The sequence below is a fragment of the Oceanococcus atlanticus genome (assembly GCF_002088235.1).
GTDB lineage: Bacteria > Pseudomonadota > Gammaproteobacteria > Nevskiales > Oceanococcaceae > Oceanococcus > Oceanococcus atlanticus.
The window spans coordinates 107,779-127,365 of sequence record NZ_AQQV01000001.1 but is presented as its reverse complement, the minus strand read 5'-3'; the positions used below and the strand labels follow the sequence as shown (position 1 = coordinate 127,365).

Here is a 19,587-nt window from a genome sequence, read left to right as displayed (position 1 = left end):
GTGTGTATGAGCCTGACATCTGCGCAGAAACGCGAACTCAAAGCCCGTGCCCACAGTTTGTCGGCGATTATTCAAACCGGTGGCAAGGGGGTGACCGAGGCGATTATTGCCGAGACCGATCAGGCCATTGAGCATCATGAACTGATCAAGGTGCGTCTGGCCGGTGCAGAGCGTGACGAGCGCGCCGAGATGGCGGTCGAGCTGGCTGCTGCGGTCAAGGCCGAGATCGTCTCAACCATCGGTGCCGTGGTCATTCTGTACCGTCCGTCCAAGACCCTGCAGCGCAAGGCCGAGCGCGCCGCCCAGGCGACGGCTGCCCAGGCCCGGGCAAAAAAGAACCCGCCGCGGACGCGTCGCTGATCATTCGCGCAGGATGCGGTCCGGTGGCGTGTTGGTCACCGGACGCAGGCTCAGCCAAGCCAGGGCGCAAACGAGAACGGCCCCGGCGGCTGCACTGCCCACCACAGTCAGCCAGCGGATTTCATAGGGAATCTCGAACACTTGGGCCGCCAGCACCCAGCCGACCGCCTGGGCGCACAGTGCGGCGACCAGACCGCTGAGCGCCCCTAGCGCGGCGAACTCGCTGAGCAGAGCCTGGCGCACTTCCCGGCGCGAGGCGCCCAGGGTGCGCATCAGGGCAATCTCACGGCGGCGTTCGTGGCGGCCGGCTTCCATGGCCGCCAGCAGCACGATCAGTCCCGCCGCCACGGTGAACACGAAGACCATTTCCAGCGCGCCGACAATGCGCTGCATGATCGTGCGCACCTGATCCATCAGCGCATCCAGGTCGAGCACTGTGACGCCGGGGAAAGTCTGGTTCAGGTCGCGCATTGCGCTGCGTTGTTCCGGGGGCAGGTAGAAGCTGGTCAGCCAGGTTGCAGGCACATCGTCGAGCACCCCGGGCGGGGTGAGCAAGAAGAAATTGGGCTGGAAGGATTCCCAGTCAACCTCGCGCAGATGGTGGATGGTGAAACGCCGGACATCACCGGCAAAGTCCAGGCTGAGGGTGTCGCCGATGCCCACACCCAGACGCTCCTGCACGTAAAGCTCGGCCGAGATCAGCGCTTGTCCGTGGGCTTCTGGGCCCCAGAACTGCCCCTCGACCATGCGGTTGTCATCACCAAGTTGATCGGCCCAGGACAGATTGAAGTCCCGGTTGATCCAGCGCTGGGTTTCCGGATCGCTGAAACTGTCGGCATCAACGGGCTGGTCGTTGACCGCCACCAGGCGCGCTCGGGCCATCGGCCAGATGCGCTGAGCGGTTACCCCGCGGGCTTTCAGGAACGCCTGCAGAGGTTCGACCTGGTCGCTCTGGATGTTGATGAGGAACTGGTTCGGGGTGTCGGGCGGCAGCTTGTTCTGCCAGCCCTGCAGCAGATCGTGACGCACCACGGTGAGCAGCAGCAGCGCCAGCAGGCCCAGGCCCAGCGCCATGCTCTGGGCAATCGACAGGCCGGTGCGGCGCAACAGATTGCCCAGGCCCAGACGCCAGCCGCGCAGCGCGGCATGGCGCAATGGTCGCAGCAGCGCCAGGATAGCCAGGCTCAACACCGCCAGCAGCGCTGCGGTCAGCGCCTGGCCAGCGATCACCGCGCCGAGCATGCTCCAGGTCGGGGCCTGCAAGGCCAGCAGGCCGACCAACCCGGCCAGTGCGGCAAATTGCCAGCCCCAGCCGGAGCGCTGCTGTGGGTTGTCATTGCGCAGCACGGCAATCGGCGCCGCCCGGGTTGCGTCCAGCAGTGGCGGCAGGGCAAAGCCGGCGAGCAGAATCAGGGCAATCAGCCAGGCCTGAGCCAGTGCCAGCGGATGCGGCGGCGGCAGGCTTGGCAGCAGCATCAGTTGGGCCAAATCCTGCAGCAGGAATTGCACAGCCCAGCCGATCGCAGCGCCCAGCCCACCGGCCACACTGGCCATGGTCAGAAGGCTGATCAGCAAGGCGCCGAGAATATCCCGGCGCGCGGCCCCCAGGCAGCGTAGCAGGGCAACATCGGCACGCAGACGCTGGCCGTATTGATGCGCGCACAGGCCCACGGCGATGGCGCCTAGCAGGCTGGCGGTCATGCTGGCCAAGGCCAGAAAACTCTCAGCCCGACTCACTGCGCTGCGAATTTCCGGGCGTGCGTCGGCGGGTGTACTGAGCTGCGTATCGGGTGGGAATTCCAGCGCCTTGACCTGTTGCAGGCTGTCTTCATCGCCGCTGACCAGCACGCGGTACTGGGCGCGGCTGCCGGGTTGCAGCAGCTTGGTCGCCGGCAGATCCTGCATGTTGATGAGCAGGCGTGGTGCGATGTCGACAAAGCCTGAGCCGCGATCCGGCTCGTAGGTCAGCAGGCGCGACACACGCAAGGTTGTGGCACCGACCTCGATCGTGGCATCGCGCTGCAGGCGCAGCTCGCTCCACAGCTGGGCGTCGACCCAGGCGCTGCCCGGCTCGGGAATCTGCCGTGCAACACGTTCTTCGTGCAGCGGTGCGGCGGCGGTGCGCAACTCACCCTTCAATGGATAGTGCTCATCCACCGCTTTTAGTCCGGCCAGATGATTGCTGTCGCCAAACCAGATCACCGAGGGCAGGTGAATGGTTCTGGCCATGCGCAGCTGCGGGTTGAGTGCGCTGATCGCTGTGTCATCGATCGGGCTGCGCGCGCTGATGATCAGATCCGCGCCCAGCGATTCACCGCTTTGTGCGGTGATCGCCCGGGCCATGCGGTCGCCGAACAGCTGCACCGCGCTGCTGGCGGCTACCGCGCAAACCAGCGCCAGGCCGAGTACGCGCAGTTCGCTGTCGTGGATGAGGGCGCTGAGGTGGTGGCGCGCCCAGCGTAAACGCCAGTTCATGATGTTCTCCTAGGCGTTGACGAGCTGGCCGTCACGCAAGCGCAACTGGCGCTGGCAGCGTGCGGCCAGGGCTTCGTCATGCGTCACCAGCACCAAGGTGGTGCCGTGCTGCGCGTTGAGCGCGAACATCAGTTCCACGATGTGCGCGCCGGTGGCCGCGTCCAGGTTGCCGGTGGGTTCATCGGCAAACAGGATGGCCGGCCTGGCGACAAAGGCCCGGGCCAGCGCGACTCGCTGCTTTTCGCCGCCGGACAGCTGGCGCGGCAAATGCTCCAGGCGGTGGCCCAGTTCGACATCCTTGAGGGCGCTGATCGCGCGCTCACGGGCGTCGCTCAAGCCGGCCAGTTCAGCAGACAGGCGCACGTTTTCCAAGGCGGTAAAACCGCTGAGCAGCTGAAAGGACTGAAACACGAAGCCCACGCGCCCGGCGCGCACTTTGGCGCGTTGTTCCTCGTCCAGGCCATTGAGCGCGTGGCCGTCAAGTAGGATACGTCCGGCGCTGGGCTGGTCCAGACCAGCAAGCAAAGACAGCAGGGTGGTTTTGCCGGCGCCGGAACGCCCGAGGATGGCGACAGTCTCACCGCTATCGATAGAGACGCTGGTGGCGTTGAGAATCTGGATGCGGCTGCTGCCGGAACCGACGCTTTTTTCGATTTTTTCAGCCTGGATGGCGAGTGACATGATGGCGCGAGTCCTGATTTTCTTTGTCTGCTTAGTTTCGTTCGCGGCGCAAGCGAGCCCGAACATACTGGTGATGGGTGATTCCCTGTCTGCGGCTTACGGCGTCCCCAAGGCGCAGGGCTGGGTCAGTTTGCTGCAACAGCGCTTGAGCGCGCAGTCGTTCCCGCACCAGGTCATCAATGCGAGCATATCGGGTGAGACCACGGAAGGGGGGCTGCGTCGCTTGCCACAGGCTTTGGACCGCGCAAAACCGGCGGTGGTTCTCATCGAACTGGGCGCCAACGATGGCTTGCGCGTGCAAAGCCTTGAGCAGATGCGCGAAAACCTGACCAGCATGATTGCGCTGTCGAGCCAGGCCGGCGCCCGTGTGGTGCTGTTCGAGATGCGCATTCCGCCCAACTATGGCGCGCGCTACAGCGAGGCCTTCCAGGCCAGCTTCAGCCAGGTTGCGGCTCACACGGATGTGCCCTTGGTGCCGTTTTTTCTGGCTCCCATAGCAACCGACCCGAGCCTGTTTCAGGATGATGGCATCCATCCAACCGCGGCGGCACAGCCGCGCATGCTGGATGTGGTCTGGCCGGTGCTGGAGCCGTTGCTGGGATCGGCGTCGCGCTAGGCTGTGCTTGTTACCCTGGCGATGTTGGCGAACGAACGGAGAGTCCAATCATGATCGAACGTGTGTGCGCACTGATGCTGATCGGCGGGCTGGCTGCATGCGCCAGCAAAAATGCGATTGTGGACACCAAAGGTGTTGATCAGGCCCGGTATCAGCAGGATTACAGCGAATGCGAGGCCTACGCCGACCAGGTCTCGACCGGCCAAGCCGCGGCCAAAAGCGCGGGTTTCGGCGCCGTGGTCAGCGGCGCGATCACCGCGGTGCTGGGCGGTGACAGTTCCGCCATCGCGCGCTCGGCGGGTGCCGGCGCGGTCGGTGGTGGCGCCGGTGGCGCGCTCCAGGGCGAAAGCGAAAAAGGGCAGGTGTTGCGCAATTGCTTGCGCGGGCGCGGTTACCGGGTGCTCAACTGAGCGTGATCAGCCTCAGCCCGCAATCGCTGCCATCAAAGGTTCAATCAGACGCGTGTTGGCCGCCGCGATGTCGCCGCTTTTCAGCGGATCGCCGCCGGCCAACTCTTGCACCGCACCGCCGGCTTCACGCACCAGCAGGATGCCGGCAGCGATATCCCAGGGTTTGAGGTTGAGTTCCCAGAAGCCGTCGTAGCGACCGGCTGCAACATAGGCCAGATCGAGCGCCGCCGAGCCGCTGCGGCGAATGCCGCCACCGCCCTTGGTGACGCGCTCCAGCTGAGGCAGGTAGCGGTCCATGCGCGGACCTTCGTCCAGCGGTTCGCCAGTGGTGATCAGAGCTTGATCCAGGCGTCGTGCGCCACTGACGCGGATGCGACGACGATTGAGCTGCGCGCCGCGGCCCTTGCTCGCAGTGAACAGCTCTTCCTTGAACGGATCGTAAACAATCGCGTGGGCCAGCTCGCCACGATCAACGATGCCGATGCTGGTGCAGAAGTGCGGAATCTGGTGCAGGTAGTTGGTCGTGCCATCGAGCGGGTCGATGATCCATTGCACCTCGTGTTCGCCATGCTCGCCGCTTTCCTCGCCCAGGATCGCGTGATCCGGGTAGGCGCGGTGAATGGTCTCGATGATCGCCTGCTCGGCCCGGTGGTCGACGTCGGAGACGAAGTCGTAGCGGCCCTTGCGGTCGATCTTCAACTGATCGACGCGATCCAGGTGGCGCATCATAATGTTGCCAGCCGCACGTGCGGCAGAAATTCCGATATTGACGAGAGGGTGCATGGACGCCGACAGGGCAGGACAAACAGCCGCACAGGATACCACGCACAACCCGGCAGACGGCCGACCGCCGTTGCGCGTTGTGCTGTGCGGGACGACTCACCCGGGCAACATAGGGGGCGCGGCCCGGGCCATGAAGACCATGGGACTGAGTCAGCTGGTGCTGGTTGACCCCAAGCCGGGCATTTTTCCCAGTGATGAAGCGACCGCGCGCGCGGTCAGCGCGGTCGACGTGCTCGACAACGCGCGGGTCTGCGCGACGCTGGCTGAAGCCGTGGCTGATTGCACACTGGTGGTGGGCACAACGGCGCGCGAGCGCCATATCGGCCCGCAGGTGATGTTGCCGCGCGATTTCTGCGCCGAGGCCGGGCAGCTGGCCGGCGACGGTGAGGTGGCCCTGGTGTTCGGGCGCGAGCGCACCGGTCTGACCAATGAGGAAGTGGATCTGTGCCAGCGCCTGGTGCGGATTCCCACGCAGAGCGCTTTTGCCTCGCTGAATCTTGCTGCGGCGGTTCAGATTCTGGCTTACGAATGGATACAGTCGGCGGCGCGCCTGCCGCAAGCTGCGCCGGAGGGCTACCGGCCGGCACGCTCTGAAGAGCTGGAGGGGCTGATCGGTCACATTGACCGGGTGATCAAGCGCACCGGGTTTTTTGCCGGCAAGAACCAGGACGCCATCCTGCGCCGCATCCGGCGCATTTATGCGCGGGCAGCGCTTGATACCAACGAGATCAACATCCTGCGCGGGCAGCTCGCCGCCACCGAAAAGACCTTGGACAGCGCCACGGCGGAGCCGTGATTTGCATGCCCTGGCGCGGATCGCGTTAAAATTCCGACTCGTTCAGTAGGAAAAGGCGGCGGCAGTCGCCGGTTCAGCAGGAAAGCCCATGTTCTCGTCCATGCGTGAAGACATCCAGTCGGTATTCGGTCGCGACCCCGCGGCGCGCTCGACCTGGGAAGTGCTGACCTGTTATCCGGGCCTGCATGCCCTGTGGTTCCATCGTGTCGCGCATGCGCTGTGGCGTCGCCGCCTGCACTGGCTGGCGCGCTGGGTGGCGCATGTCAGCCGCTGGCTGACCGGTATCGAGATTCATCCCGGTGCGCGCATCGGCAGGCGTTTTTTCATCGACCACGGTTTTGGCGTGGTGATCGGTGAAACCGCCGAAATCGGTGACGACGTCACCCTGTATCAGGGCGTGACGCTGGGCGGAACCAGCTGGAACAAAGGCAAGCGTCATCCCACCCTGAAGAACAATGTGGTGGTGGGAGCGGGGGCAAAAGTGCTCGGACCTTTCACTGTGGGCGAGGGGGCGCGTATCGGCTCCAACGCGGTGGTCACCAAGGAGGTGCCGGATGGTGCCACTATGGTTGGCGTGCTGGCGCGTCAGGTGTTGCGCGAAAAAACGCCCGAACCTTCGGACGCCACGGTTGCGATCGCCAAGAAGCTGGGTTTCGACGCTTACGGCTTGAGCAAGGACATGCCCGACCCTGTGGCCAATGCAATCAGCAAGATGCTGGAGCACATCCATGCCCAGGACGAGCAGCTCAAACAGATCTGCAAACGCTTGTGCGAGCTTGGCGGGCGCGAGCCACAGGTTGATGTTCCCGAACTCGACGTGCCGGAATTCGATCCGTGTCAGGAGGCTGAGGAGTGAATGTCACCTCGCGCGGTCGCTACGCGGTGACCGCCCTGCTTGATCTGTCCTTGCACGGCTGCCAGCAACCGGTGCCGCTGGCCGATGTGGCGCGGCGTCAGGGACTGTCGGTGAAGTATCTTGAACAGATTTTCTGCGGTCTGAAGAACCGGGGCCTGGTGGAGAGCGTGCGAGGCGCCAGCGGTGGCTACCGCCTGTGTCGCGCTGCGGATGCGATCAGCGTGGCCGAGGTTGTTGCTGCGGTGGAAGCGCAGAAAATCACCCAGGATGCGGCCGGGCCGGTGCACCAAACCCTGCTCAGTGAATTCTGGTCGGGTTTGTCCGAGTGCATGCGCAACTATCTGGAGGACGCCACCCTGGCCTCGCTGTGCGAGTGCGCCAGGGGTGGTCAGCCCGGTTGTGCAGAGCAGGGCGATGAGGCGCCGCGCGCATGATTTATTTCGATCACAATGCCACCACGCCCATGGCCGAGGACGTACTGGAGGCCATGCAGCCGTGGTTGAGTCAGCACTACGGCAACCCGTCCAGCGTGCACCGAGCCGGGCGTCTGGCGCGCCAGGCGATCGACACCGCGCGTGAGCAGGTAGCCGCGTTGCTTGGCGCGCAGCCGGGCGAAATTGTGTTCACTTCAGGTGGCACGGAAGCCGACAACCTGGCGTTCAATGCGGTGGCGTCGGGCGCGGGCCAACAGCAGGCTCGCTATGTGGTTGCCAGCACCGAGCATGCGGCGGTGCTGGAGGCGGCCCAGACGCGCGCCGACGCCGGCGCGCAGGTGGATATCCTGCCGGTGGATGGCGAGGGGCGGATCAGCGAAGACAGTCTGGCGCGGGTGCTGGCCGAGGGGGCGTCGGATTCAACGCTGGTGTCGATCATGTGGGCCAACAACGAAACTGGGGTGATCCAGGACATCGCCGCACTCGGCGGCGTGGCCCGAGCGCATGGCGCGCGCATGCACACGGATGCGGTTCAGGCCGCGGGCAAGCTGGCTCTGGATTTCGCCGCCACGCCGGTTGATCTGCTCAGCCTGTCTGCGCACAAGATTTATGGCCCCAAGGGGGTTGGCGCGCTGCTGTGCAAGCGTGATGTGGAATTGCGCCCGCTGCTGTTCGGTGGCGGGCATGAGCATCACCTGCGTGCCGGCACCGAGAACGTGCCCGGCATCGTGGGTTTCGGGCAGGCGGCGGTGCTGGCGCGGCGCGATCTGAAGGCGCGGCAGCAGCACACGCTGGCTTTGCGCGAGCACCTGGAGCAGGGCCTGACGAGCCTGCCCAATGTGCAGATTTTTGCCCGCGAGGCCGCCCGGGTCAGCAACACCTGTCAGTTTGGCGTGCGCGGCTTTCATTCCGAGGCGCTGTTGATGGAACTGGATCGGCGTGACATCGCGGTGACCAGCGGTTCGGCCTGCCACGCCGGCACCGGTCAGCCCACCCATGTGCTGCTGGCCATGGGTTACGACGAAGACACCGCGCACAGCGCGATCCGGGTCAGCTTTGGGGTGCGCAACACGCATGATGAGGTCGATGTCTTTCTCAAGGCGCTGAACGAGATCGTGGGCACGCGCGCGCCGGCTTTCGCGGCAGGACTGTTCGGTGGCTGAAATGATTTACCTTGATCACGCCGCGACCACGCCGGTGCGTCGCGAGGTCGCCGAGGCTATGGCCATGTGCATGACCGAAACGGGCCATTTTGCCAATCCCGGCTCGGATCACGCGCCCGGACGTCAGGCCGCGCACATCGTGGAGCAGGCCCGTGAACGCTTCGCCGCATTGATCGGCGCCAAGGCCGAGGACATCGTGTTCACGTCCGGTGCGACAGAATCCAACAACATGGCGCTGCTGGGTGGCGCGGCGTTCTACAGCAACAAGGGCAAGCGTATTGCGCTGGCCAAGACCGAGCACAAGTCGGTGCTGGATCCGTGCCGTCAGCTGGCCAGCCGGGGCTGGAGCCTGGACTGGCTGGAGACCGATGAACAAGGGCTGATTACCACGCAAGCGCTGACCGCGGCCATAACCGATGAGACCTGTCTGGCCAGCTGCATGCTGGTCAACAACGAAACTGGTGTGGTCCACAACATTCCGGCACTGGCCCGGGTGTGCGGTGAGGCTCAGGTGCTGCTGCATGTGGATGCGGCCCAAGCGCTGGGCAAGCTGCCCATCGAGGCGCGCCGCTGGGACGTCGCGATGATGAGCTTTTCGGCGCACAAGCTGGGTGGCCCCAAAGGGGTCGGCGCGCTGTATCTGCGGCGCAAACCTCCGGTCAAGGTGCAGCCGCTGGTGTTCGGTGGTGGCCAGGAGCGCGGGCTGCGCTCGGGCACCTTGCCGGTGCATCAGATTGTCGGGCTGGTCCGTGCTGCGGAGCTGGCCGAGGCGGAGCGTGAGCAGATGTTCCGCCATCTGGGGCGGTTGCGCCGTCGTTTGCTGGATCAGCTTGTTGCTGGTCTGCCGCAGGTCGAGGTCAATGGTGCGCAAACCGCGCAATCACCGCATATCCTCAATCTGAGTTTTCACGGTGTCGATGGCGAGGCCCTGCGCGCTGATCTGATCGATCTGGCCGTGAGCAGTGGTTCGGCGTGCACTTCGGACCATGCCGAGTCGTCCTATGTGCTGCGCGCACTGGGGCGTAGCGACAGCCTGGCCGACGCCAGTTTGCGGTTCAGCTTTGGCCCGACCACCACGGCCGAGCAGGTCGATCAGGCGGCTCAGCGCGTGATCGCCAGCGTGCGGCGTTTGCGCGCGCTGTCACCTCTGTGGCGCGAGGAGGCAGCGGCATGAATCCCAGTGCATATTCGGACAAGATCTGGAAGCTGTTTCGCGAGCCGCGCCGTCATGGTTGTTTCGAGGCCGAACAAAAACCTTCGCGTGGGCGTGCCACGACGCCGGCCAGCCACGCGGTGCTGCAGCTTGAATTGCTGGTGGCGCCGGACGGGCGCATCGATGATGCGCTGTTCCAGGCACTGGGTTGCCCCTATTTGATTGCCACTGGCGCGTGGCTGTGTGCCCATGTCACCGGGCGGCGTCGTGACGCCATGGCCACGCTGGAACCGCGTCTGATCGCGGAACAACTGGACCTGCCTGCGGTCAAGCGTTATTGCGCGGTGATGGCCGTGGAAGCCTTGAATCAGGCCCTGGATGATGCGCCGACGGTCGAGGCCGTGTCGGCGCCAACCGCTGAATGAGTACGAACTATGAATGAGATTACCCTGACCCCTGCTGCTGCCGAGCGTATCCGCTCGCAAATCGAACGCCGTGGCCACGGCCTTGGTTTGCGTCTGGCCGTGCGTGAAACGGGCTGCTCGGGCTACTCCTATGTGCTGGATTACGCTGACGAAGCTGCGCCGGGCGACCACCTGGTCGAAGCGCATGGCGTCAAGTTGTTTGTCGAGGTGGATAGCCTGCCGTTGTTGCAGGGGCTGACCCTGGATTTTCGTCGCGAAGGGCTCAATGAGCTGTTTCATTTCGACAATCCCAACGCCGAGGAGCTGTGCGGCTGCGGCGAAAGCTTCACCACGGCGGCGCCCAGCAGCAACGCACGCCCTGCGACGCTGTGACAGAAACGCCGTAAACCGTTAAAATTCGGTCGGTTAAGGGAGTGCTGCTGTGCGCTGGTGCGTAAAGCGGTGCTCCATTCACGATCCCTTTTTGCGCCCGATGCTGCGCACGCAGTCATCGGGCTTTGTTTACAGGAGCTTTTCATGACAGAGCGCACGCTCTCCATCATCAAACCCGACGCCGTTGCCAAGAACGTGATCGGTGAAATCTACAGCCGTTTCGAAAAGGCCGGTCTGCAGATCGTGGCAGCGCGCATGGTTCAGTTGAGCCGTGCCGACGCGGAAGGTTTTTACGCCGTGCACAAAGAGCGTCCGTTCTTCAACGATCTGGTCGAGTTCATGATTTCCGGTCCGGTGATGGTGCAGGTGCTGGAAGGTGAAGGCGCCATTGCCAAGAACCGTGATCTGATGGGTGCCACCAACCCGAAAGACGCTGCGCCTGGCACGATCCGTGCTGATTTCGCAGACTCCATCGACGCCAATGCCGTGCACGGCAGTGATGCGCCGGAAACCGCCAAAGTCGAAATCGACTACTTCTTCGGCGAATCCGGCCTCTGCCCGCGCGGCTAAGACCGACGAGAACGCGATGACACAGGCCGCTCCCACCAATCTTCTGGGTATGGATCGCCCGGCGCTCGAACAATGGTTCGCAGCGTTGGGGGAGCGGCCTTTTCGTGCGCGTCAGCTGATGCAATGGATGTATCAGCGCAGCGAGCCGCGCTTCGAGGCGATGACCGATATTGCCAAGGCCTTGCGCGAGCAGCTGCAGGACATTGCCGAGGTGCGCACGCCCGAGCTCATTACCGAGCAGGTCTCGGCCGACGGCACGCGCAAATGGTTGTTGCGGGTGGACGAGGGCAACGCGGTTGAAACCGTGTTCATTCCCGAGGCGGCACGCGGCACCTTGTGCATCTCCTCGCAGGTCGGCTGTGCCATGGACTGTCAGTTCTGTGCCACCGCCACCCAGGGTTTCTCGCGCAACCTGTCGGCTTCGGAAATCCTCGGTCAGGTGTGGTTTGCGCAGAAGGCGCTCAACGCCGTGCCGCGCGAGCAGCGCGTGATCTCCAATGTGGTGTTCATGGGCATGGGCGAGCCGCTGGCCAATTTTGACCAGGTGGTGACGGCCATTCGCGTGCTGCTGGATGATCTCGGCTACGGCCTGTCCAAGCGCCGGGTTACGGTCAGCACCTCCGGGCTGGTGCCGTTCATCGACCGTCTGCGCGAAACCGTGGACACCGCGTTGGCCGTGTCTCTGCATGCCGCCGACGATGATCTGCGTAACGAGATCGTCCCCATCAACCGTAAATATCCGCTGTCGGAATTGATGGCGGCCTGTCGCCGTTACACCGATGGCAAGGACCGGCACGTTCAGATCGTGTACGAGTACGTGATGCTGGATGGCGTCAACGATTCCGCACAACAGGCGCGCGCGTTGGCGGCTCTGCTGCGCGGTCTGCCGGCCAAGGTCAATCTGATTCCTTTCAATCCGTTTCAGGGCACGAGCTATAAAACCTCCAAGCCCGAAGCGGTGCAGGCGTTTGCCGAGATTCTGCGTGGCAAGCGCATTGTGACCACCACGCGCAAAACGCGCGGCGACGACATCGATGCCGCGTGCGGTCAGCTGGTCGGGCAGGTCAAGAACCGCCAGCGCCGTCGCTTGAGCGAGATTCCCGTGGTGGTGCAGTCATGATGCGGCGCTGGGCGACATTGCTTGCCGTTGTGCTGCTCTCGGCCTGTGTGCAGACCGGTTCACCGCGTTTCGAGGCCGATCTTGACCAGGCCGCGCGCATCAACACCCAGCTGGGTTTGGATTATCTGCGCCAGGGCAATATCGAGCTGGCCTCCTCACGCCTGAACAAAGCTTTAGAGCAAAACGACAAATTGGCCGATACCCATTGGGGTTTGGCGCTGGTGCATGCGCATTACGGCGAAGGCGGCAAGGCCCGTCGCGCCTTTGATCGTGCGCGTTCGTTGGCACCAGAGGATGGCAATATTATTGCCAGCTACGGCCAGTTTCTGTGTGATCAGGGCGAGCTGGATGCGGCTGAACAACAGTTCGCCAAAGCCTTGTCGATGCCGCGCTACACCACGCCGGAAGTCGCCTACGGCAACGCGGCAGCGTGTTACCAACGCAATGGCGACGTGGCGCGTGCGGAAGAAAACTTCCGACGCGCGTTGGTCTATAACCCGCGCTACGCTCGTGCGCTGCGCCACTTGGCCGCGATCAGCTACGAGCGCCAGGATTACTTGCGTGCGCGCGCATTTCTGCAGCGCCTGGAAGCGCAGGGTGGGCACTCGCTGGAAAGTCTGGTGCTGGGGCTGCGAACCGAACATGCGCTGGGCGATCGCACCGCCGTTCAGGCCTATGCCGACGAATTGCTGTCGCGTGCGCCGGATATCGGAACCCGCATTGACCTGAATACTGGGGAAGCCTGGTAGCCATGAGTGAGCAGGATTACGAATATCTGGATGCTCCTGAAGATTTGAGCCAGATACCGGTACCCGGCAAGTTGGTACGCCAGACGCGGGAACAGCGCGGCCTGTCGATCGAAGACATGAGTGCGCGTACGCGATTGACCGACAATGTGCTGCACATGGTCGAGCGCGACGATTATCTGGGCATGGGCGAGCCGGTGTACGCGCGCGGCTACTACCGCAAGTGTGCCGAAGCGCTGGGTCTGAATGGTGATTTGCTGGTTGAAGCCTATGAGCGTCACAGCGGCACCATGTCGCCGGTGCCGACCATCGATCAGCGTCCTTCGATTGCCTACCGCGAGGGGCCAGGTCGTGTTGCACTGGCTGTCGCCATCGGGTTGATCCTCGTGGTTTTTGCGATCAGTGCCCTGTGGTTGTGGGACAAGGATGGCGCTGCTGAGGCCGCGGCGCAGACCGCGCCGTCGCCGGTGGGAGCCATACCAACGCCGCAACCAAGCACTGCCCCCGTCGAACGTCCAGCGCGAACTGAAGTCGACGCGTCTTCTCGCAATGAGGCGCCGATGCAGAGCCCGCTGGTGACCCCCGCGCCAACACTGGCAGCCGTCACTGCGCAGCCCACGCCTGAGGTGCGCCCCACGGCCACGCCGCAAGCCAGCGCCGCCGCGCCGGCAGCAGCGCCTGTACGCCCCGAGGTGCGGGTTGAGGTGCAGGGTGGCGAGGCCTGGCTGGATGTGCGTGATCCCTCGGGCAACAAGTTGCTCTACAAACTTCTGCAGCCCGGCTCCGTGCGTGAATTCACGGGTCAGCCGCCGTTCAAGCTATCACTGGGGCGGGCCGACAACGTGCGCATCTGGGTGCAGGGCCAACCGGTTGAATTCAAAGCGCAGATTGAGAGTGATCTGCGCGCGTTTTTCTACATTGACGCGCAAGGGCGCGTGAGCGACGAGGTGACCCCGTGAAGTCCCATCACACGATCACCCGGCGCAAGTCGCGTCAGATCATGGTTGGCCATGTCCCGGTCGGTGGTGATGCACCGATCTCGGTGCAGAGCATGACCAACACCGAAACACGTGATGTGGAAGCCACCGTGGCCCAGATTCAGGCCATCCAGAAGGCGGGCGCCGACATCGTGCGGGTGTCCGTGCCGACCCTGGATGCGGCCGAAGCTTTCGGCAAGATTCGCAAGCGGGTGACCATCCCGCTGGTGGCCGACATCCATTTCAACTACAAGGTCGGGCTGGCGGCGGCCGAGCAGGGCGCCGATTGTCTGCGCATCAACCCGGGCAATATCGGCAGCGAGCGCAAGGTGGCCGAGGTGATCGCCTGTGCTCGCCATCACGGTATTCCGATTCGTGTCGGGGTCAACGCCGGGTCGCTGGAAAAGGATCTGCAGGAAAAATACGGCGAGCCGAATTCCGATGCACTGGTTGAGTCCGCATTTCGCCACATCGACATTCTTGATCGGCACGATTTTCAGGACTTCAAGATCAGCCTTAAGGCTTCGGAAGTTTTCATGACCGTGTTTGCCTACCGCAAGCTGGCAGCACAGATTGAACAGCCGCTGCATCTGGGTATTACCGAGGCCGGTGGTGAGCGCGCCGGCGCGGTGAAGTCGTCGATTGGCCTGGGCATGCTGCTGGCCGATGGTATCGGCGACACCATCCGGGTTTCGCTGGCGGCTGATCCGGTGCAGGAAATCAAGGTCGGCTGGGACATGCTCAAGTCTCTGCACCTGCGTTCTCGCGGGATCAACCTGATCGCCTGTCCGTCGTGCTCACGGCAGAATTTTGATGTGATCAAGACGGTCAACGAACTTGAAGCGCGCTTTGACGACATCGACGAGTCCATGGATGTCGCGGTGATTGGTTGCGTGGTCAACGGGCCGGGTGAAGCGCGCGAAGCGCACATCGGCGTGACCGGCGGCAATCCCAACAGCGTGTTCGTCGACGGCAAGATTCAACACAAACTCAAGAATGAAGATCTGGTGATCGGCCTGGAAGACCTGGTGCGTCAGAAGATCGGCAAGAAACCCTGCGGTAACCCATGAGTCAACGTGTCCGCGCCCTGCGGGGCTTTAATGATGTTCTGCCCGAGGACACCGCTTGGTGGCGTGGCGTTCTGAGCCATGCGCAACAGGTCATGGACCTGTACGGCTACCGTGAGGTGCGCCTGCCGCTGATGGAGGCGACCGAGCTGTTCAGTCGCTCGGTCGGCGAGGCCACCGACATCGTTGAGAAGGAGATGTTCACCTTCTCTGATCGCGAAAAGACCTCCATGAGTCTGCGTCCGGAAGGTACCGCAGGCTGCGTCCGCGCCGGCATCGACAACGGCTTGCTGCACAACCAGCAGCAGCGTTTCTGGTACGCCGGGCCGATGTTCCGACATGAGCGCCCACAGGCGGGCCGCTACCGTCAGTTCGAGCAGATCGGCGTTGAGGCCTACGGCATGGCCGGGCCGGATGTGGATGTCGAGGTGATCGCCTTGTCGGCACGTTTGCTGGCCGCACTGGGCCTGGCTGATGTGGTGACCCTGGAGCTCAACACCCTGGGTACCAGCGAGTCGCGCGCCGCGTATCGTCAGGCGGTGGTGGACTATTTAACGCCCTTTGAAGCGGAGCTGGATGAGGATTCGCAGCGGCGCCTGAAGACCAACCCCTTGCGCATCTTTGACAGCAAGGTCGCGCGCACCCGCGAGATCGTTGCCGATGCGCCGGTGTTCGATGATTACATCGATGCCGAATCACGTGAGCACTTCGCCGCTGTCCAGCAAGGGCTGGATGCGCTGGGTATTGGCTATACGCTGAATCCGCGTTTGGTGCGCGGGCTAGACTACTACAGCCGCACCGTGTTCGAGTGGACCACCGATCGTCTGGGTGCTCAGGGTACGGTGTGTGCCGGTGGGCGTTATGATGCGCTGGTCAGCCAGCTGGGCGGCGGTGATGTGCCGGCCATCGGTTTCGCCATGGGCCTGGAGCGGGTGGTGTTGCTGATCAAGGCTGTGGAGGGTGACGTGCGTGTCACGCGCGCACCGCAGGCCTTTATCTGCGCGCTGGGTGAGGTTGGTTGCGCGGCCACCCAGGTGGCCGAGCTGTTGCGTGATGCCGGGCTACGGGTGCAGGTGTCGGTCAGCGGCAAGCTCAAGGCGCAGCTCAAGCGCGCGGATCAGTCCGGCGCGGACTGGGCATTGATACTGGGCGAGGATGAACTCGACCAGCGGCAGGTGCAGGTCAAAGCCCTGCGCGGCGAACAGAACCAGACCCTGATGGGCTGGTCCGAAGCAGTGGAATTTATTCAGCAGCACTATCCGGCTGCATGATTTGAAGCGGCAGCAAAGCCGCGATGTTGATTCGAGGACAAACGGTGGAATTCGAGAAATCCGATCAGGAACAAGTAGAAGCCCTGCAGAAGTGGTGGAAGGAGAACTGGCTGTCGCTGCTGGGTGGCCTGGTCTTGGGCCTTGGCGGCATCCTGGGCTGGCAGTACTACGGCGATTACAGTGACGCCCAGGCCGCAACGGCATCGACCCGCTATGAGTCGATCAAAGCGATGCTCGCCAGCGAGCAGCTTGATGCGGCAAATGCCGAGATCGAAGCTTTGGTTGCGGCGCATCCCAAGTCGCCGTACGTTGCGCAGTCGCAGCTGGCCCTGGCCCAAGCGCAGGCAGATAGCGGCGACTGGGCAGCGGCAGAAGCCAGCTTGCGCGAAGTCATTGACGGGCAGGCTGATGTTGCGATTGAGGGGCTGGCCATTTTGCGTCTGGCTCGCGCGCTGTGGGCGCAGGACAAAAGCGACCAAGCGCTGACACTGCTGAATGAGGCCCCGGAGAATGGCTATGGCCCCTTGTACAGCGATCTCAAGGGTGACATTGCGCGGGCAGCGGGCGATGCAGCCGCCGCACGGGAAGCCTATCAGGCGGCCCTGGCCAGCAACGCCGATTTCATTGATAACAACACAGTTCAGCAGAAGCTGGACGCGCTTAACTAAGGCCGACCTTGATCATGCGTCAAACCCTGCTCCTGTTGCTTGCCGCCAGCGCCCTTGCGGCGTGTTCCGGAAAATCCACCGTCGCCAAGCCTGAGCCGCTGCGTCAGATTGCCGATCCTCAGGTACGTGGCGAAAGCCGCTGGGCGACAAAAACGGCGGACAGTCAGGGGCTTAGTGGCTTGCGCCCGTTGCTGGCTGCAGGGCGTGTCTTTGTCGGCGACAGCAAAGGCCATATCCAGGCGCTGGATGCGCAGGGCGAAACCCTGTGGTCACAGAAAACGGATTTTCGTCTGTCGGCCGGGCCGGCCTTGGCTGATGGTGCGCTGATCTTCGGTACCTTGAGCGGGCAGGCGGTTGCCGTTGAAGCCAGTGACGGCAGCGTGCGCTGGAGCACCGAGCTGAGCAGCGAGGTCATCGCGCCGCCGGTGGGTGATCGAGACCTGGTTGTGATGCGCAGCGGCGATGGACGCATCTACGGCCTCAATCCAGCTGATGGTGAGCGTCGTTGGACCCTGAACCGCTCGGTGCCTGCGCTGATTCTTCGCGGTGCCGGTAACACCCTGCTGGACAGCAATGCAGCGTATGTCGGCATGGACAACGGTCGCGTCATCGCGCTGGATCGCACCACTGGCGAGCCGTTGTGGGAAGAGGCTGTGAGTCTGCCGACCGGGCGTTCGGAGATCGAACGCATCGTGGACGTGGATGCAGATCTGCTGCTGGTCAATGATGTGCTTTTTGCGGCCAGTTACGGCGGCGATCTGGTTGCGCTGGCCACCACCAATGGGCGCACGCTATGGCGCCGCAGTCTGGCCAGCTACACCGGTATGGATTTTGATGGCCGCTGCCTCTATGTGACCGATGCCGAGGCTGTGCTGTGGTGCCTGGACCCCAGCAATGGTGCTGCGATCTGGGAACAGAATCAGCTCAAGCATCGTGGTTTGAGCGCTCCGTTAGCGTTCAAGGGCAACGTGCTGGTCAGTGATTTCGAAGGTTATATGCACGCCGTGTCGTCTGCAGACGGTGCGATCATCGGTCGGCGTAAGGTGGTGGACGATGCCGTCAATCGCCCCATGCAGGCGGCTGATGGCGTGGTTTATGTGCTTGGTCGGGGTGGGCGTTTGCGCGCACTCGACTGGGTGCCTGTTAATTCGGCTGGATAACACAACATGGAACATGCCCCGTTGGTTGCGCCTACGGTGGCGCTGGTGGGGCGCCCGAACGTTGGCAAAAGCACGCTGTTCAATCAGCTGACGCGCACGCGTGATGCGTTGGTTGCTGACGAAGCCGGTCTCACCCGTGACCGGCAGTACGGTCTTGCCGATATCGCCGATGGCCACTGCATTGTGGTCGATACCGGCGGCATCATGGAGCAGGCAGAAGGTCTGGACGCCAGCGTTGCCGAACAAAGCCGCCTGGCGATAGAAGAGGCCGATTTCGTTCTGTTCATGGTTGATGGTCGCGCCGGTGTGGTGAGTGAAGACCAGGCCATCGCGGAAATGTTGCGGCCCCATACGGCCAAGACTTGCCTGGTCATGAACAAATGTGAAGGGCTGGACCGCGATGTGCTGGCGGCGGATTTCTTCGCGCTGGGGCTGGGTGATCCCCTGGGGATTGCGGCCGCGCACGGGCAGGGCATGGGGCTGCTGCGTGAACTGCTGGCTCAGCGCATTGCGCTGGCGCCAAGCAATAAACCTCGGCGTGAGCACGGTCGTGTGGCTGTTGCCCTGGTCGGTCGACCAAACGCCGGCAAGTCGACCCTGTTGAATCGACTGGTGGGTGAAAACCGGGTGATTGCTTCAGATGTGGCTGGCACGACCCGTGACAGCGTGGAGGTTGCCTTCGAGTACAACGGCAAGCCGTACACGCTTATTGATACGGCGGGTTTGCGGCGTAAGGCCAAGGTTTATGATCGCATCGAAAAGTTCAGCGTGGTCAAAACCCTGCAGGCTATCGAAGCCTCCAATGTTGTGGTGGCGCTGATCGATGCCCGAGAAGGTGTTGGTGCCCAGGATGCGCGGATTCTTGGCATGGTGGCGGAAAGTGGTCGCGCCATCGTGGTCGCCATCAACAAATGGGATGGCCTCGAAGACGAGCAGCGCGCGCAGATCAAATCCGAGGTTGAGCGCAAACTGCCATTTCTGGATTACGCCAGCTTTGTGAGCATTTCGGCCTTGCACGGCTCGCGTCTGAAAGAACTGATGCAAGCGGTGAGTAAGGCCCATCGTGCCGCATTTTGTGATCTGAGCACCTCGGCACTGTCTGCTGTGCTGGAAAAGGCCGTGCATGCACATCCGCCACCCGCGGTGGCCGGGCGGCGCATCAAGCTGCGCTATGCCCATCAGGGTGGTCGCAATCCGCCGACCATCGTGATTCACGGCAATCAGACCGAAAAGCTCAATAACAACTATCGGCGTTATCTGGTCAATGCGTTTCGCCAAGCCTTCGAGCTTGACGGCACGCCGGTGCATTTGCACTTCAAGACCAGCGATAACCCCTATAAAGATCGCAAGAATGAGCTGTCAACCGGTCAGCGGCGCAAGCGTGACCGGATGATTCGCCACCGCATCAAATCCGGCAAGTCCTGAGATTTTACGACGCCGACGTTGCAGCTGACGCGGTAGCATCCCAGGCAGCAAAGAGGAGA

General features: G+C 63.1%; 22 protein-coding genes. 19 read left to right on the top strand and 3 right to left on the bottom strand.

Annotated features, from left to right (window positions below; translation table 11 throughout):
• Positions 1 to 6: 6 nt before the first annotated feature.
• A complete protein-coding gene (gene yhbY / locus ATO7_RS00630) occupies positions 7 to 360 on the top strand; it encodes a ribosome assembly RNA-binding protein YhbY (protein ID WP_206044747.1) in 354 nt (117 codons plus the stop codon).
• Here the strand turns inward: yhbY and ATO7_RS00625 are convergent, their stop codons facing one another.
• Together ATO7_RS00625 and ATO7_RS00620 are read right to left on the bottom strand one after the other, a co-directional pair.
• Positions 361 to 2,835: an ABC transporter permease gene (locus ATO7_RS00625; RefSeq protein WP_083558989.1), complete on the bottom strand. Its 2,475-nt coding sequence runs from the start codon at positions 2,833 to 2,835 to the stop codon at positions 361 to 363.
• 9 nt (positions 2,836 to 2,844) lie between these two features.
• A complete protein-coding gene (locus tag ATO7_RS00620) occupies positions 2,845 to 3,516 on the bottom strand; it encodes an ABC transporter ATP-binding protein (protein WP_083558988.1) in 672 nt (223 codons plus the stop codon).
• 73 nt (positions 3,517 to 3,589) lie between these two features.
• Between ATO7_RS00620 and ATO7_RS00615 the strand changes: the two genes are divergently transcribed.
• On the top strand, positions 3,590 to 4,132 hold the full coding sequence (locus ATO7_RS00615) for an arylesterase (protein WP_240499400.1): 543 nt from the start codon (positions 3,590 to 3,592) through the stop codon (positions 4,130 to 4,132).
• 50 nt (positions 4,133 to 4,182) lie between these two features.
• Positions 4,183 to 4,542 (top strand): hypothetical protein, encoded by a 360-nt coding sequence (locus ATO7_RS00610; RefSeq protein ID WP_083558987.1) that lies wholly within the window; start codon positions 4,183 to 4,185, stop codon positions 4,540 to 4,542.
• A 12-nt stretch (positions 4,543 to 4,554) separates the two neighbouring features.
• Here the strand turns inward: ATO7_RS00610 and ATO7_RS00605 are convergent, their stop codons facing one another.
• Complete coding sequence (locus ATO7_RS00605) at positions 4,555 to 5,325, bottom strand: inositol monophosphatase family protein (RefSeq protein WP_083558986.1); 771 nt, start codon at positions 5,323 to 5,325, stop codon at positions 4,555 to 4,557.
• On the opposite strand from ATO7_RS00605, the gene ATO7_RS00600 reads away from it, so the two are divergent.
• From ATO7_RS00600 to der, 16 genes are all read left to right on the top strand, one after another.
• Positions 5,324 to 6,121 carry an RNA methyltransferase gene (locus tag ATO7_RS00600; protein WP_083558985.1) on the top strand — a complete coding sequence of 266 codons (798 nt, stop codon included), beginning with the start codon at positions 5,324 to 5,326 and terminating at the stop codon, positions 6,119 to 6,121. The two genes, ATO7_RS00605 and ATO7_RS00600, sit on opposite strands and share 2 nt — an antisense overlap.
• An 88-nt stretch (positions 6,122 to 6,209) precedes the next feature.
• Entirely contained in the window at positions 6,210 to 6,977 is a 768-nt protein-coding gene (cysE, locus tag ATO7_RS00595) for a serine O-acetyltransferase (protein ID WP_083558984.1), read from the top strand.
• Positions 6,974 to 7,411, top strand: a complete 438-nt coding sequence (locus tag ATO7_RS00590) for an Rrf2 family transcriptional regulator (RefSeq protein ID WP_083558983.1) — start codon at positions 6,974 to 6,976, stop codon at positions 7,409 to 7,411. Before cysE ends, ATO7_RS00590 begins: the two co-directional genes overlap by 4 nt.
• Complete coding sequence (locus ATO7_RS00585) at positions 7,408 to 8,574, top strand: cysteine desulfurase family protein (RefSeq protein WP_083558982.1); 1,167 nt, start codon at positions 7,408 to 7,410, stop codon at positions 8,572 to 8,574. Before ATO7_RS00590 ends, ATO7_RS00585 begins: the two co-directional genes overlap by 4 nt.
• A gap of 1 nt (position 8,575) precedes the next feature.
• On the top strand, positions 8,576 to 9,748 hold the full coding sequence (locus tag ATO7_RS00580; RefSeq protein ID WP_083558981.1) for a cysteine desulfurase family protein: 1,173 nt from the start codon (positions 8,576 to 8,578) through the stop codon (positions 9,746 to 9,748).
• Positions 9,745 to 10,152 carry an iron-sulfur cluster assembly scaffold protein gene (locus tag ATO7_RS00575; RefSeq protein WP_083558980.1) on the top strand — a complete coding sequence of 136 codons (408 nt, stop codon included), beginning with the start codon at positions 9,745 to 9,747 and terminating at the stop codon, positions 10,150 to 10,152. Before ATO7_RS00580 ends, ATO7_RS00575 begins: the two co-directional genes overlap by 4 nt.
• 9 nt (positions 10,153 to 10,161) lie before the next feature.
• Positions 10,162 to 10,524 (top strand): HesB/IscA family protein, encoded by a 363-nt coding sequence (locus tag ATO7_RS00570; protein ID WP_083558979.1) that lies wholly within the window; start codon positions 10,162 to 10,164, stop codon positions 10,522 to 10,524.
• 144 nt (positions 10,525 to 10,668) lie between these two features.
• Complete coding sequence (gene ndk / locus ATO7_RS00565) at positions 10,669 to 11,094, top strand: nucleoside-diphosphate kinase (RefSeq protein WP_083558978.1); 426 nt, start codon at positions 10,669 to 10,671, stop codon at positions 11,092 to 11,094.
• A 16-nt stretch (positions 11,095 to 11,110) separates the two neighbouring features.
• The gene (gene rlmN / locus ATO7_RS00560) at positions 11,111 to 12,214 is read left to right on the top strand and encodes a 23S rRNA (adenine(2503)-C(2))-methyltransferase RlmN (protein WP_083558977.1); all 1,104 of its coding nucleotides are present in this window, start codon (positions 11,111 to 11,113) and stop codon (positions 12,212 to 12,214) included.
• Positions 12,211 to 12,963: a type IV pilus biogenesis/stability protein PilW gene (gene pilW / locus ATO7_RS00555; RefSeq protein ID WP_083558976.1), complete on the top strand. Its 753-nt coding sequence runs from the start codon at positions 12,211 to 12,213 to the stop codon at positions 12,961 to 12,963. The genes rlmN and pilW overlap by 4 nt, the downstream gene beginning before the upstream one ends.
• Before the next feature lie 2 nt (positions 12,964 to 12,965).
• The gene (locus ATO7_RS00550) at positions 12,966 to 13,919 is read left to right on the top strand and encodes a helix-turn-helix domain-containing protein (protein WP_083558975.1); all 954 of its coding nucleotides are present in this window, start codon (positions 12,966 to 12,968) and stop codon (positions 13,917 to 13,919) included.
• A complete protein-coding gene (ispG, locus tag ATO7_RS00545; protein WP_083558974.1) occupies positions 13,916 to 15,007 on the top strand; it encodes a flavodoxin-dependent (E)-4-hydroxy-3-methylbut-2-enyl-diphosphate synthase in 1,092 nt (363 codons plus the stop codon). The genes ATO7_RS00550 and ispG overlap by 4 nt, the downstream gene beginning before the upstream one ends.
• Complete coding sequence (hisS, locus tag ATO7_RS00540; RefSeq protein ID WP_083558973.1) at positions 15,004 to 16,275, top strand: histidine--tRNA ligase; 1,272 nt, start codon at positions 15,004 to 15,006, stop codon at positions 16,273 to 16,275. Before ispG ends, hisS begins: the two co-directional genes overlap by 4 nt.
• 23 nt (positions 16,276 to 16,298) lie before the next feature.
• Complete coding sequence (locus ATO7_RS00535) at positions 16,299 to 16,943, top strand: YfgM family protein (RefSeq protein WP_083558972.1); 645 nt, start codon at positions 16,299 to 16,301, stop codon at positions 16,941 to 16,943.
• A 14-nt stretch (positions 16,944 to 16,957) separates the two neighbouring features.
• A complete protein-coding gene (bamB, locus tag ATO7_RS00530) occupies positions 16,958 to 18,103 on the top strand; it encodes an outer membrane protein assembly factor BamB (RefSeq protein WP_083558971.1) in 1,146 nt (381 codons plus the stop codon).
• A 6-nt stretch (positions 18,104 to 18,109) separates the two neighbouring features.
• Positions 18,110 to 19,528 carry a ribosome biogenesis GTPase Der gene (der, locus tag ATO7_RS00525; protein WP_083558970.1) on the top strand — a complete coding sequence of 473 codons (1,419 nt, stop codon included), beginning with the start codon at positions 18,110 to 18,112 and terminating at the stop codon, positions 19,526 to 19,528.
• Positions 19,529 to 19,587: the final 59 nt, after the last annotated feature.

Bases quoted from the DNA above. Each gene is read 5' to 3' on its own strand.
- yhbY (WP_206044747.1), top strand. From the start codon at position 7: ATGAGCCTGACATCTGCGCAGAAACGCGAACTCAAAGCCCGTGCCCAC.
- ATO7_RS00625 (WP_083558989.1), bottom strand. From the start codon at position 2,835: ATGAACTGGCGTTTACGCTGGGCGCGCCACCACCTCAGCGCCCTCATC.
- ATO7_RS00620 (WP_083558988.1), bottom strand. From the start codon at position 3,516: ATGTCACTCGCCATCCAGGCTGAAAAAATCGAAAAAAGCGTCGGTTCC.
- ATO7_RS00615 (WP_240499400.1), top strand. From the start codon at position 3,590: ATGGGTGATTCCCTGTCTGCGGCTTACGGCGTCCCCAAGGCGCAGGGC.
- ATO7_RS00610 (WP_083558987.1), top strand. From the start codon at position 4,183: ATGATCGAACGTGTGTGCGCACTGATGCTGATCGGCGGGCTGGCTGCA.
- ATO7_RS00600 (WP_083558985.1), top strand. From the start codon at position 5,324: ATGGACGCCGACAGGGCAGGACAAACAGCCGCACAGGATACCACGCAC.
- ATO7_RS00605 (WP_083558986.1), bottom strand. From the start codon at position 5,325: ATGCACCCTCTCGTCAATATCGGAATTTCTGCCGCACGTGCGGCTGGC.
- cysE (WP_083558984.1), top strand. From the start codon at position 6,210: ATGTTCTCGTCCATGCGTGAAGACATCCAGTCGGTATTCGGTCGCGAC.
- ATO7_RS00585 (WP_083558982.1), top strand. From the start codon at position 7,408: ATGATTTATTTCGATCACAATGCCACCACGCCCATGGCCGAGGACGTA.
- ATO7_RS00580 (WP_083558981.1), top strand. From the start codon at position 8,576: ATGATTTACCTTGATCACGCCGCGACCACGCCGGTGCGTCGCGAGGTC.
- ATO7_RS00575 (WP_083558980.1), top strand. From the start codon at position 9,745: ATGAATCCCAGTGCATATTCGGACAAGATCTGGAAGCTGTTTCGCGAG.
- ATO7_RS00570 (WP_083558979.1), top strand. From the start codon at position 10,162: ATGAATGAGATTACCCTGACCCCTGCTGCTGCCGAGCGTATCCGCTCG.
- ndk (WP_083558978.1), top strand. From the start codon at position 10,669: ATGACAGAGCGCACGCTCTCCATCATCAAACCCGACGCCGTTGCCAAG.
- rlmN (WP_083558977.1), top strand. From the start codon at position 11,111: ATGACACAGGCCGCTCCCACCAATCTTCTGGGTATGGATCGCCCGGCG.
- pilW (WP_083558976.1), top strand. From the start codon at position 12,211: ATGATGCGGCGCTGGGCGACATTGCTTGCCGTTGTGCTGCTCTCGGCC.
- ATO7_RS00550 (WP_083558975.1), top strand. From the start codon at position 12,966: ATGAGTGAGCAGGATTACGAATATCTGGATGCTCCTGAAGATTTGAGC.
- hisS (WP_083558973.1), top strand. From the start codon at position 15,004: ATGAGTCAACGTGTCCGCGCCCTGCGGGGCTTTAATGATGTTCTGCCC.
- ATO7_RS00535 (WP_083558972.1), top strand. From the start codon at position 16,299: ATGTTGATTCGAGGACAAACGGTGGAATTCGAGAAATCCGATCAGGAA.
- bamB (WP_083558971.1), top strand. From the start codon at position 16,958: ATGCGTCAAACCCTGCTCCTGTTGCTTGCCGCCAGCGCCCTTGCGGCG.
- der (WP_083558970.1), top strand. From the start codon at position 18,110: ATGGAACATGCCCCGTTGGTTGCGCCTACGGTGGCGCTGGTGGGGCGC.